Consider the following 12486-nt stretch of genomic DNA (forward strand, 5'->3'; position numbering starts at 1 on the left):
AAGCAAAGTGAATACAATGTGAATTTGTGTAAAATTGTTTAAGTATTAGGGCGGGAATGAAAGGGGGATTAATCCTAAAGCCCGGAATTATCCGAGTTTGAGGCTCCTTAAATCTGGTAGGTTCAGGCGTGGAGAATATATAACGCAGGTTTCTCGTGGATATCAGGAAATATCCACGAGAAACTTAAGTGAAATTTATGGCTATTTCTGAATGCGGTCGACGCGAACCACCGGAGGCGAGGATTTTTTGTCCAGGCTGCCGTTAATGCTGATCATATTATCGGGCTGGACCTTGCGGCCATCAAATACCGCCTGGGGAATAATGGTATCAATGGTGCCGGTTTTATCGCGGAATTTAAATTTGTCGCCGCCGGAGCCGTCAATAAGATTACCGCGCAGGGAAATGGTTGCCCCGTCGTGCATCTCTTTGGCCTGCTCTACGGTCATGGTTCGGGCATCCTCGGTGCCGCGATAACCGTCATCCAGCGCGTGCGGTGGAGGAGGGGCAGTATCTTTCTTCAGTCCACCGTTATCATCGGCATAAGCTGCCGGAATTATTAGACAACACAATAAGGGTGCGACGGATAATTTCATACGACCTCCTTGGTTTAGCCTGCTTGACAGATTAAGCCTGGTTGCTATTTTTTATTTTGCAAACAGGAACTGTCTTAATCAAATTTATCGATAAAAATCATCTGGCTGCATAATATTAATTAACGAGACGGTGAGGTGATATATGGCAAAAGCAAAAGAAAATCCCCTCGCTTTGCCCGGCGTGAAACAAAGCCATGCCGCCCTGCAGTTTGAATACGATGCCCACCGCTTCGGTTTTGTTCTGTTATTACTTATTATTGCCGCTGCGCTGCTGGGGCTTTTTTCCGGCGGCTATTTTAGCGAGGCGACAAAAAGCAGCGCTGAAAATAGCCTGCAGGTGGAATACCAGCGTTTTGGCCGATTGCAAACCCCCGTCGAGTTAAAAATTACCGTTCCGGGCGCGGATCCTGCCCCGCTGACGCTGCGCATTGGCGGCGACTATATGGCGCGTATTCAGACCGATAATATCTGGCCGCAGCCCGACGCAATGTACAGCGAGGGCGGGGAGATGGTGCTGGTTTATCAGAAGCCGCGCCGGGATTTTACCGTCTGGCTTTACACCACGCCGCATCGCCCGGGTAAAACCAATACCTCTGTGACGGTGAATAATCAACCGGCTCTCTCTTTCTGGCAATTTATCTATCCCTAAGGCAACAGTATGGAAATGATACTCAGGGCGGTGGCGATTTATCTGATTTTGCTGGTGGTATTTAAAATTGCCGGGAGACGGGCGCTGCTGCAAATGACCAGCTTCGATCTTATTCTGTTGTTAATTATCAGCGAAGCCACCCAGCAGGCGCTGCTGGGGGACGATTTTTCCGTCACCGGCGCCATGCTCACCATTATTACGCTGGTGGTGGTGGATATGCTGTTCGGCATGGTGAAAAAATATATTTCCGGTGCGGAATCGGTGCTCGATGGCTCCCCGGTTATTCTGGTGGTTCACGGTGAATTGCAAAACGAAAAATTAAAAAAGGTCGATGTTTCCTGCGACGATATTCTGGTCTCTGCCCGTCAGAATCATGGCATAACGGAACTGAAAAAAATTAAATACGCCATACTTGAACGTAATGGTCATATTTCGATTGTTCCTGAAGAGAGTGCATCATGAAAGACAATATCTGGAACCAGGCTAAAACCACCAAGGAGCTCACAAGCCAGGTTGCCACCGTTCTGATCGACCTGGGCTGGCTGCTTACCACGGCGGAGTCCTGCACCGGTGGCAATCTGGCTTCGGCGCTGTGCGCAGAAGAGGATACCGCCTCGTTCTTTGGTACCGGCGTGGTCACCTTTAACAATGAAGCCAAGCACAAGGTGCTGGGCGTCAGTAACGCCACCCTTGAAAAATACACCGCCGTCAGCAGCCAGACGGTGGGCGAGATGGCCGAAGGGGCGCTGAAGCTTGCCGACGCCGATATCAGCATTGCCATCAGCGGTTATGCCGGGCCGGACGGCGGTGAGGATGGCACTCCGGCAGGCACCGTCTGGTTTGGCTGGTGTTTTCACGGCGAAGTCACCACCGCCGTACAGCACTTCACCGGCGAGTGTGAAGACGTGATTGAGAAAGCGGTTCGCTATGCGCTTTCCGAACTGTTGCGGCAGATCCCGCACTGGAAAAAGCAACTGCATTAAGGAGAGCATGATGAGCGTTGTGGTGATCACCGGAGCGACGGCTGGCGTAGGCAAGGCTACGGCGCTGCGATTTGCAGAGGCGGGTTATGACGTGGGGATTATCGCCCGCGATGACCACAGCCTGGAGGTGGCGCGGGGCGAAATCGAACATTACGGCGTAAAGTGCCACGCGGTAAACGCCGATGTGGCGGACGCGTCGGCTATTATGGCGGCGGCGAACGAATTCGAGCAGCAGCTCGGGGCGATCGACGTGTGGGTCAATAACGCCATGTGCGGGGTACTGGCGCCGTTTCGCACCATGAACGACGACGAGTTTCGTCGGGTCACGGACGTTACCTATCTCGGCTACGTTAATGGCACCCGGGCGGCGCTGGCGGTCATGACCCCGCGCGATACCGGGCAGATTATCCAGGTCGGCTCCGCGCTGGCCTACCGCTCGATCCCGCTCCAGTCGGCCTACTGCGGGGCGAAAGCGGCGATTCGCGGCTTTACCGATGCCGTGCGCACCGAACTTATCCACGAGAGGATCAACATTCAGCTATCGATGGTGCAGATGCCGGGGCTCAACACGCCGCAGTTTAACTGGGCGCGGAATAAGTTTGCCTTCGCCATGCGCCCGGTCGCGCCGGTCTACGAACCGGAGGTGGCCGCCGAGGCGATTTTCAACGTCACGCGGCGTCCGGTGCGGGAGTTATGGGTTGGGTCCAGCACCGTGCAGGCGATTATCGGCCAGTTCCTGTTCCCCGGTTTTCTCGACCGCATGATGGTGAAAAAGGCGTGGGAAGGGCAGATGACCAGCGAGCTCAATCCTCCCGGGCGGCAGGATGACCTTTCCGCCCCGGTTAGCGGTATGCATCAGGTGCACGGACGGTTCTCCAGCGAGGCCAGAACCCGCGCCACGGCCATCACCTCCGGCGTGCCGGGGAAGGTGCTGCTGGGTAGCGCCGCGCTGGCGGGGCTGCTGCTGGTCGGCAGGCTTATCACCCGGCGGAAATAAATTTGTTCTCTCCTGGTGGGTAAATATTGGCGCGGTCGGCTCCCTCTCCTCTTTGGGGAGAGGGCTGGGGTGAGGGGAACATGCGGATGAGGTGGTGGTTCCGTTCACCTTAGGTTCCTGCCGGTGTCAAATGCCGGGGGCGCTTCGCTTGCCCGGCCTACAAGGTCTAAAGTTTTGTAGGCCGGGTGCGGCCTGATGCCCTCACCCCGGCCCTCTCCCACTGGGAGAGGGTGCAAACACTAAAAACGGCAACTTGAGTTGCCGTTTTGCATTTACCTCCGCCACCCGGCAGTGCCGCTATGCTTAATGATACCCCTCGGTGTCCGTCACCTTGCCGCGAAACACGTAATAGCTCCAGGCGGTGTAGACCAGAATCAGCGGGATAATCAGCAGCGTTCCCACCAGCATAAACAGCTGGCTGGACGGCGGTGCGGCGGCGTCCCAGATAGTGATGCGCGGCGGAATAATATTCGGCCACAGGCTGATGCCCAGCCCGCTAAAGCCGAGGAAGATCAGCCCGAGCGTCAGAATAAACGGCCGGGTGTGGCTGTGCGGGTTGCGGGTGAGTCGCCAGATCCACAGCCCGAAGAGCCCCACCAGCAGCGGCACCGGCAGGAAGTAAAAGAAGTTCGGCAACGTGAACCAGCGGTCGGCCACGAACTGCCAGCCGAGCGGCGTCCAGATGCTCACCACCGCCACCACGCCCAGCAGCGCCAGCAGCACGCGGCGGGTCAGATCGCGCATATGGTTCTGCAGCGCCCCTTCGCTTTTCATGATGAGCCAGGTCGTGCCCAGCAGGGTGTAGGCCACCATCAGCCCCAGGCCGCAGAAGAGATTAAACGGCGTCAGCCAGTCCAGCGCCGAACCGGCAAAGCGGCGGCCTTCGACGTCAAAGCCGTTAATCATCGCCCCCACCACAATCCCCTGGCTGAAGGTCGCCAGCAGCGAACCGCCAGCGAAAGAGTAATCCCAGAAGGCGCGGTGCGACGGCGTGGCCTTAAAACGAAACTCGAACGCCACCCCGCGGAAGATCAGGCCGATCAGCATGGCGGTGAGGGGGATCGTCAGGGCGTCGATGATCACCGCATAGGCCAGCGGGAAGGCGCCAAACAGCCCTGCGCCCCCCAGCACCAGCCAGGTTTCGTTTCCGTCCCATACCGGGGCGACGCTATTGACCATCACGTCGCGGGCCTCCGGGTCGCGCTCAAAGTAGAAGAGCATGCCGATACCCAAATCGAAACCATCCATAATGATGTACATCAGGGTGGCGAAAACGATGATCGCAAACCAGATGACTGAGATATCGACGCCCATTACAGTTTCTCCTCTTCCGGTACCGGTTCTGCCGCCGAGAGCGGACGTGCCGGTCTGCCGTCGGTCTTCACTGAGAGGTTGTCGACAGGCTGCGGTCCCTTTTTAATCAACCGCACCAGATAGACGAGCCCCACGCCGAACACCGAGCAGTAGACAACGATAAACGCCAGCAGGCTGATGCTCATTTGTAACGTGCTGTGCAGCGACACCGCGTCAATGGTGCGCAGATAGCCATACACCACCCACGGCTGGCGGCCCACTTCGGTAGTGATCCAGCCCGCCAGGATCGCCAGCACGCCAGCAGGCCCCATGCTGAGGGCAAACCAGTGGAACGGTCGGGAGTGGTACAGTCGGCGACGGCGGCGCAGCCACAGACTGGTGACCCCCATCAGGATCATCAGCAGCCCCAGGCCCACCATCACGCGGAACGACCAGAAGACGATGAGCGAGTTGGGCCGCTCATCTTTCGGGAAATCCTTCAGGGCTGGAACCTGCTTGTCCAGGCTGTGGGTGAGGATCAGGCTGCCAAGCGCCGGGATCTCCAGCCCGTACTTCGTGCGCTCCTCCTCCATATCCGGCACGCCAAACAGCAGCAGCGGCGTAGCCTCGCCGGGCGGATTTTCCCAGTGGCCTTCGATGGCGGCAATTTTAGCCGGCTGGTGTTCGAGGGTGTTCAGGCCATGCATATCCCCGACAAAGGCCTGGATCGGCGCGACCAGCAGGGCCATCCACAGCGCCATTGAGAACATCTTGCGCACCGCCGGGGTGTCATTGCCGCGCAGCAGGTGCCAGGCCCCGGAGGCACCGACAAACAGGGCGCTGCTGAGGAAAGCGGCGATAGACATGTGGATCAGGCGATACGGGAAGGAGGGGTTAAAGATGATGGCGAACCAGTCTTCCGGGATCACCTGGCCGTTCTCAATGCTGAAGCCCTGCGGGGTGTGCATCCAGCTGTTGGAGGCGAGGATCCAGAAGGTGGACATCAAGGTGCCCAGCGCCACCATGCAGGTGGCAAAAAAGTGCAGGCCGGGCCCGACCTTGTTCCAGCCGAACAGCATCACGCCGAGGAAACCCGCTTCGAGGAAGAAGGCGGTGAGCACTTCATAGGTGAGCAGCGGGCCGGTGATGCTCCCGGCAAACTGGGAGAAGCCGCTCCAGTTGGTACCAAACTGGTAGGCCATCACCAGGCCGGAGACCACGCCCATCCCGAAGTTAACGGCAAAGATTTTTAACCAGAAGTGGTACAGCGAGCGCCAGACGTCGTTTTTGGTCCTCAGCCACATCCCCTCCAGCACCACCAGATAACTGGCAAGGCCGATGGTCAACGCCGGAAAGATAATGTGAAATGAGACCGTGAAGGCGAACTGAAGCCTGGCGAGATGAAACGCATCGAGTTCCAGCATCGTTATCCCCTGTCAGCGAAATGCCCCGTAAGAAACGGGGCATCGTGGTACTGCTTATCGGGCAGGGTTACGGTTTTTTCTTTCCGGCACCCAGCTCAGCGCCAGTGAGTGGATCGGCTTTCGGATCCGACTCGGTGCGTTTCGCCATCGCTTTGAGCAGAGCAGTCTGCTCCTTCGAGAGCTTGACCTGAGCACTGCCGTCTCCACCGTCAACGGCGGGTTGCGGATCGGCAACGTACTCAAAGTTTTCATCGCTATTCCAGCTGCCGCGAAGATCGTCACCTGCAGACATATTGTAGTAGGTGGTCGCATATTGTTCGATTGGCGGCAGTTTCCCCGGTGGGAAATTGTTGCGAATCGACTGCAATGCTTTCTCAAACGAGAGCTGGTGCGCGGCTTCACGGGTCATCAGGAACGCGAGGGCATCTTTTACCCCGACATCGTCGGTGACGTTGATCAGGCGTTCGTAGATGATCTTAGCGCGCGCTTCCGCCGCGATATTCGAGCGTAAATCGGCGGTGGCTTCCCCAATGGTGTCGACGTAAGCTGCGGTCCAGGGAACGCCAGCGGAGTTGGTCAGCGATGGCCCGCCCCCGTACAGCAGGGAGGTAATGTGGCTGTCGTTGCCGTTGGCCGTCAGCGAGCGGTACAGTTCCGCTTCGCTTTCCGTCCCCTCGGCCAGCTCGCCTTTGGCGCCTTTATTCAGCATGCCGACCAGCGTGCCGATGATCTCAAGGTGGCTGAGCTCTTCGGTGGCGATATCCATCAGCATCTCTCTGCGGCCCGGATCGTCATCGCCCAGCCCCTGCGTGAAGTAGCGGCAGGCGGCAGCCAGCTCGCCCTGAGGGCCGCCAAACTGCTCAAGCAGCAGGTTTGCCAGGCCTGGATTAGGCTCGGCAACGCGGACGGTGTACTGCAACTGCTTTACGTGTCGAAACATAGGCTCACTCCTGAGTTATTTTTTTGCTTCCACGCCGTCTGCATCTGAACGCAGCAGGAACTGTTCAGTGGTGTCAGGGATATGCTGGATCAGCCAGTCGGCCATGCGCTGCTCTTCCGCGAGGATGGATTCGATGGCAGGGATCGACGCCACGTCCCCGGCTTTTCTCGCCGCGGCCAGCAGGGAGGTGTAGCAGGCAATTTCGAACTGCTCAAAAACGTAGCCGCTAATAGAGCCTTTCACAATTTCATCGGACGTCATCATGCCGCCCATCGACTGACCGAACGCCATCATTTTGCTCATGGAGTCTTTAATAACCGAGCGGGAAATATCGTTACGGTCGAGGATCTCTTCCAGCAGGGTAATCTGATGTTTGGTTTCAGAAATATGCTGCTCAATTCGGGCGCGTACATCAGGGTAATTATCGATGCGGCTCGCCATTGATTCGAGCATAGATTCGGCTTGCTTTTCCATGGCGTGAGCATCGCGTAGCCAGTCATGGTAGTGTTCTACGTGATTCATATTTTCTTCCTCGGGTTCGGTTAATTCAGACTTACTTTTCTGCTTTCTGGTTAATATTACCGACGGCCAGATCGGTGAGTTTAAGATCGGTGGATTTCTCTTCTTCCAGCGTCTCGGCTAATAATTTCACTGCCTGGGTATAGCCTAATTGCTCTGCCAGGGTGGCGAGCGTGCCGTAACTGGCAATTTCGTAGTGTTCGACTTTTTGCGCCGCTGCGATCAAGGCCGCATCGCGCACTTCGTTTTTCTCTGTGCTTTCAATGACTTCATTGGCTTCTTCGATTAAGCCTTCCATCGCCACACACTTCATTCTTTTCAGTTTAAGGTTTGGCGTTTTTTCCACTACCTGATCGATACGTTCAATCTGGCCGTGGGTCTCTTCCAGGTGCGCTTTAAACGCAGCGCTTAATTCAGGGCTGGACGCTTCGCGGGACAATTTAGCCAGCGCGCGGGTAAGCTGTTTTTCTGCACTGTAGGTATCGGATAGTAAATGAATAAAAACATCCTCTATACTTTTCATATTCATAAATTTTCTCCAGTGACGTAAAAATTCTGCGAGCCCGCGGACTCGCAGATTTCCGATTAAAGTGAAGAACAGGCTTTAATAATGAGATGAATTAAGAATTGTCAGACTTACGTCCGCCGCCATGGCTGTGCTGACCACCCTTTTTACCTGCTTCGGAAGCACGCTGCGGATCGTTTTTGAAATTACCGCCGCTCTGCGGTCCGCTTTTCTTACCCGTATCTGAGGCTCTTTCACGATCCTGCGAAGAATTACCTGAACCACGTTGCTCTGCCATATTATGTTTCCTCGTTTACATCATTTATGTCAGTTAAGATACGTTGGTATTCGTATCCGTTGTCGTTCAGGATTAAATTTAGCCCCTATTTTAGAAGAGTCAAACTGGCTTTTTTAAATAATATCCTTTTCATTTTAAGATTTAACTGAAAATAACGCTTCGTTTGTTTTATAAATATTTACCGCCAAGGTGATGTAAACAAACGACCTTCCGACACTTCTGCTTTTTCGCTTTTTTTATGTTTCGCTGAAACGGGCGAGTCCAGGCGTGACGGGGCTCTTTACGCAAATTTACAAATGGGTCGTCGAGCGTATAGTGCATATTATTTAGATGTGCTTGGGAATAATCTTAATTGGTTTTTATATATTATTAGTCGCCCTGTTGGTTGGCTGAAAAATAATCATGCGAAGCGGCGATGTATATTATGTATGGATTACAGTCACTCATGAAAATGCTACTTCTAAGAGAGTAAACGAAGGGGGAGGAAATAATGGGCCCGCTCACGGATGTGCCACAACGCTACGCCACAGACTGCGCCTTTTTCTTCGCCAGCATCTCTGCACCGGTACCGCCTGATTGCCCCATGGCGCTGCGCCTGGAGGGTCAAAAGCCCTTATAGGCCGGGTAAGGCGCAGCCGCCACCCGGCAATGGCTGGCACAAGGTTACAACCTGAACGTCCCTTCCATGGTGATAACGCAGCTGCCGCCCACGCGTACAACGGCCTTTCCGGATGAGGCATCAAACCCTGAACGGAGCACGCTGGCCCGGCCCATATCCACCCCCTGGTTGACCGCAAGAGAGAGCGTGGTTTTATCCTGATGCAGTGCCAGCAGAGCGGTTACCGCTGCGGTGGCGCTGCCGGTCGCCGGATCTTCCGTCATCCGGGGCGTGAACATCCGCGCCTGAATATCGCCCTGTTCACCGGCATCCTTATCCAGGGTATAGGCATAAATCGAGACTGCGCCATCAAGCGGCAGTATCGCGCGAAATCCCTGTAAATTCGGCACGCAGCGGCGAAGCGCATCCCGTGTCGCAAGCTCGGCCACCAGAAACGGCAGGCCAACCGACGCGACAACAGGATTATGAACTTCGGTGCGGATATCCTCTGCCGTTAACGACAGGCAGGCGGCGACCTGTTCCGGGCGGACTTCTGAGCGACAGGATAAGGCTTCCGGCACAAGTAACTCCGCGCCCGTCACCGTGCCGTTCTCTTTTAACAGCCTGACGGGAACCAGACCCGCAATCTCCTCGAACAGCAGCGTGTCAGGCAGCGACGAATCACAGGTTGCCAGCACATACGCCGTACCGACGTTAGGATGGCCCGCGAAAGGAATTTCACGCGAGGGGGTAAAAATCCGCACTCGCGCCGTGTGGGCAGCATCCTCCGGCGGCAGCACAAAGGTCGTTTCGCTGTAGCCAAACTCCACGGCGATCCGCTGCATTTGCTCTGTGCTCAGATCTTCTGCATCTAAAACAACCGCGACGGGATTGCCCAGGAAGGGTTGATCGGTAAATACATCAGCAACGGCATAGCGTCTTTTCATTAGTCAGCCTCAGTCAAACCAGGTCGGGCGATCGCTGGTGGCGATCGCCATACTCACTTCCAGCTCTTCCGCCACAATTCTCGTCAGCGATAAATCGGGCAGTTCATTAATGTCAAAGAACCCGATGCCGGTGGTTTCGTGATTTACCGCCAGACTGCCGCCGGTCTCTTCACACAGAAAGATGAGCTTGTAGACATGCCATGGCAGGGGCGGATGGCCATGCAGATTGCGGTCCCAGACGCCCAGTAGTTTGGTGGCCTTAACCTCAAGCCCCGTCTCTTCGGCAACTTCCCGGCAGACGGCGGTGGAAGGGGTGTCGCCCACATCCGCCCAGCCGCCGGGCAGGCTCCACAGGCCGTCTTCCGCTTCCCGGACCATCAGCAGCTTGCCGTCACGCAGAATAAAGGCGCGGACATCCGTTTTCGGGGTGGCGTAACCGGACTCGGTGACGTGATGCAGCGTCTCGCCGTCGATCTTAAAGCGCGTCCCGACAAGCTCGGTAGCGATCTGGCGCAGCGCCTCATAGCGCTCCTGGTCAAACACATCTCTGGAATAGGTTAATCCGGTCTGGGCAATGGCGTTCAGTTTCTGAAACAGGGTATTGATATCGTTATCTTTCAGCGCTTCTGGCATTGTTTTTTACCTGGGTTATGCAGAGGACATCTCACCATATCAGCTAACCCCGTGTTTCAAAAACGCAGATATCAGAACGGACTGGCATTATGAACGTGAACAGCCTTCCCGTTCACCGGATGCGCAAACCGAAGCTCGCTGGCGTGCAGCATCAGGCGCGGCGTGTTTTCTGTACCGGGCATCAGCAAACCGCCGTACAGATCGCAGCCTAAAATCGGGTGGCCCAGCTCCCGGCAGTGAATGCGCAGCTGGTGGGTGCGCCCGGTCTCAGGCGTCAGCTCAACCCGCGTCACCGGCACGCCTCCCTGATGATAAAAACGCTCAGTGACCCGATAGCGGGAGCGGGCGGGCTTGCCGTAAAGGGCGCAAATCGACATCAATGGGAACAGCGCCGGATCTTTGGCAATCGGCGCATCTATCACCCCTTCGTCGTCAGGCAGATGCCCGCAGAGCAGGGCAGTGTAAATTTTCGTCACGCTGCTCTGGCTGAACTGCTGGCAGAGGACGGCGTTGATCGCCTTGTTGCGGGCAATCACCATCACCCCGGAAGTGCCAAAATCGAGGCGATGCACCAGAGTGCAGCCGGGGAAGATCTGTACCAGCCGGTGATGCACCGAATCGAGGTTTTGCGGGTTTTTGCCCGACAGGCTGAGCAGCCCGCTGGGCTTATTGATCAGCACCAGATGCTCGTCCTGCCAGAGTGTTTCTATCGCCTCATGACAGGGCGGAGCAATAAAATTATCGATAATCACAGACATCAGGCTAACCGCAGGCAAAAAAGAGGGGGATCATAACTAATTCGAAGGGGGCTGGCGAATCGGGCTGGGGAACGGGTGTCCGGCGGCATTCAGATCCTGACAGGGGGCCTGATTTGCGCTGCACCAGGGAATGCGATATTCTTCTGGCCGTCCGATGCGCATCGGACAAAGTTAGTTTCTTGTCGGTTACTAATTTGGAAAGAAGGCCAGCTTGTCTGGCCTTTTTTTCGTCTGTAGAAAAAAAGCCCCGTCCGAAGACGGGGAAATCTTGCATGTTGATGACTTATTACTGCGGTGGATTGAGGGTTAGCAGTACGTAATCACAAGGCACTTTTGATCGCTCGTGAGAGCTAATAGCCCCGCCGACGCGGGGCGTTAAGACTTACCAGCCGTAGCTCACGCCTGCGCCAACGACGAAGTTGTGTTGGGTGTCGTTAGAGACAGACGTTTTAACAACGACATTTTCGCCAGCACGTGCAGACATACCCACAGCCAGTGCGCTTTCGCCGTCAGTGTTACCCACGCCTGCGCCAACAGAGAAGGTTTGACCCTGAATAACCTGCGGGATGTTCGCCATTGCTGCGACGCCAGCAATACCTGCGGATGCACGTTTGCGGTTCTCTTCAACCTGATTTTTCAGGCTGGAGAATTTGCTGGTGGTTTCGCTTTCCAGAGATTCAATACGGCTTTCATGGTCAGCGATGGCCGCGCTGTTAGCTGATACGCGTTCATTGGTCTTAGCCTGTTCAGCTTTCGTTTCCGCGATACGGGCATCGGTATCAGCGGCGCGAGTCGCCAGGCTGGAGATCGCACGACGGTTACCAGCGATATCGTAAGTCACAGAGTCAATTTTTGCGTTGGTCTGCTCAACACCCGCTTTGTTGGCCGCTACACCCGCAGCGGTGTCAGCAATAGCGACCGCGTTGGTATCAGCCTGCATGGTTGAGGTACGGTTAGCGTTATCCGCCTGGCGTGCCGCACCCTGAGCCGCTTCATAAGCCTGGGTATCCTGCGCCGCGACGACTTCGGCGTTCGGATCAACCTTCATGCTGTCCAGGCGAGAGTCAGCAGCAGCCTGGCCAACAACCGGCTTCATGCTCTCCAGACGAGAGTCAGCAGCAGTCTGGTCAACAGCTGGCTTCATGCTGTTCAGACGAGAGTCAGCAGCAGCCTGGCCAACAACCGGCTTCATGCTCTCCAGACGAGAATCAGCAGCAGTCTGATCAACAACTGGTTTCATGCTGTTCAGGCGGTCAGTGCGGGCCTGATTCTGAGTCGTGACGCGGTAAACTTCGGCATCATGCGCAGCAACGATCTTCGCATTTGGATCGACGCTCATGCTGTTCAG

At 55.8% G+C, this 12486-nt stretch carries 15 protein-coding genes; 4 read left to right on the top strand and 11 right to left on the bottom strand.

Translation table 11 applies throughout. From position 1 onward, the window contains the following. Positions 1-201: 201 nt before the first annotated feature. On the bottom strand, positions 202-594 hold the full coding sequence (locus tag FFB58_RS18010) for a YdeI family stress tolerance OB fold protein (protein WP_039030022.1): 393 nt from the start codon (positions 592-594) through the stop codon (positions 202-204). A 142-nt stretch (positions 595-736) separates the two neighbouring features. Between FFB58_RS18010 and FFB58_RS18015 the strand changes: the two genes are divergently transcribed. The 4 genes from FFB58_RS18015 to FFB58_RS18030 are packed head-to-tail and all read left to right on the top strand — an operon-like array spanning position 737 to position 3223. Beyond that, positions 737-1243: a hypothetical protein gene (locus tag FFB58_RS18015; protein ID WP_138370601.1), complete on the top strand. Its 507-nt coding sequence runs from the start codon at positions 737-739 to the stop codon at positions 1241-1243. A 9-nt stretch (positions 1244-1252) separates the two neighbouring features. Continuing rightward, a complete protein-coding gene (locus FFB58_RS18020) occupies positions 1253-1705 on the top strand; it encodes a YetF domain-containing protein (RefSeq protein ID WP_138370602.1) in 453 nt (150 codons plus the stop codon). After that, positions 1702-2226 carry a 2-oxo-tetronate isomerase gene (locus tag FFB58_RS18025; protein WP_039030025.1) on the top strand — a complete coding sequence of 175 codons (525 nt, stop codon included), beginning with the start codon at positions 1702-1704 and terminating at the stop codon, positions 2224-2226. The genes FFB58_RS18020 and FFB58_RS18025 overlap by 4 nt, the downstream gene beginning before the upstream one ends. A gap of 10 nt (positions 2227-2236) precedes the next feature. After that, positions 2237-3223 carry an SDR family oxidoreductase gene (locus FFB58_RS18030; protein ID WP_039030026.1) on the top strand — a complete coding sequence of 329 codons (987 nt, stop codon included), beginning with the start codon at positions 2237-2239 and terminating at the stop codon, positions 3221-3223. A gap of 303 nt (positions 3224-3526) precedes the next feature. Here the strand turns inward: FFB58_RS18030 and cydB are convergent, their stop codons facing one another. The 10 genes from cydB to FFB58_RS18080 all read right to left on the bottom strand — a co-directional run. After that, positions 3527-4537, bottom strand: a complete 1011-nt coding sequence (gene cydB, locus FFB58_RS18035) for a cytochrome d ubiquinol oxidase subunit II (RefSeq protein WP_039030027.1) — start codon at positions 4535-4537, stop codon at positions 3527-3529. Beyond that, positions 4537-5940 carry a cytochrome ubiquinol oxidase subunit I gene (locus FFB58_RS18040; protein ID WP_039030028.1) on the bottom strand — a complete coding sequence of 468 codons (1404 nt, stop codon included), beginning with the start codon at positions 5938-5940 and terminating at the stop codon, positions 4537-4539. Before FFB58_RS18040 ends, cydB begins: the two co-directional genes overlap by 1 nt. A gap of 67 nt (positions 5941-6007) precedes the next feature. After that, positions 6008-6880: a manganese catalase family protein gene (locus tag FFB58_RS18045; protein ID WP_138370603.1), complete on the bottom strand. Its 873-nt coding sequence runs from the start codon at positions 6878-6880 to the stop codon at positions 6008-6010. Positions 6881-6895: 15 nt separating this feature from the next. Continuing rightward, positions 6896-7402, bottom strand: a complete 507-nt coding sequence (locus FFB58_RS18050) for a ferritin-like domain-containing protein (protein ID WP_039030030.1) — start codon at positions 7400-7402, stop codon at positions 6896-6898. A 31-nt stretch (positions 7403-7433) separates the two neighbouring features. Further along, positions 7434-7928, bottom strand: a complete 495-nt coding sequence (locus FFB58_RS18055; protein ID WP_039030031.1) for a ferritin-like domain-containing protein — start codon at positions 7926-7928, stop codon at positions 7434-7436. 91 nt (positions 7929-8019) lie between these two features. Then, positions 8020-8202 (bottom strand): general stress protein, encoded by a 183-nt coding sequence (locus tag FFB58_RS18060; RefSeq protein ID WP_039030032.1) that lies wholly within the window; start codon positions 8200-8202, stop codon positions 8020-8022. A 663-nt stretch (positions 8203-8865) separates the two neighbouring features. Then, positions 8866-9747 (bottom strand): PhzF family phenazine biosynthesis protein, encoded by an 882-nt coding sequence (locus FFB58_RS18065; RefSeq protein ID WP_039030033.1) that lies wholly within the window; start codon positions 9745-9747, stop codon positions 8866-8868. 9 nt (positions 9748-9756) lie between these two features. Further along, complete coding sequence (locus FFB58_RS18070) at positions 9757-10380, bottom strand: NUDIX hydrolase (protein WP_052246184.1); 624 nt, start codon at positions 10378-10380, stop codon at positions 9757-9759. A gap of 71 nt (positions 10381-10451) precedes the next feature. Further along, positions 10452-11138, bottom strand: coding sequence for an RluA family pseudouridine synthase (locus FFB58_RS18075; protein WP_138370604.1), 687 nt, complete (start codon positions 11136-11138; stop codon positions 10452-10454). 382 nt (positions 11139-11520) lie between these two features. Next, positions 11521-12486 (bottom strand): YadA-like family protein (locus FFB58_RS18080; RefSeq protein ID WP_205735745.1); only part of this gene is annotated, 966 nt, incomplete at its 5' end.

Origin of the sequence: Enterobacter sp. MF024, from assembly GCF_005843915.1 — a bacterium.
Classification (GTDB): domain Bacteria; phylum Pseudomonadota; class Gammaproteobacteria; order Enterobacterales; family Enterobacteriaceae; genus Enterobacter; species Enterobacter barmai.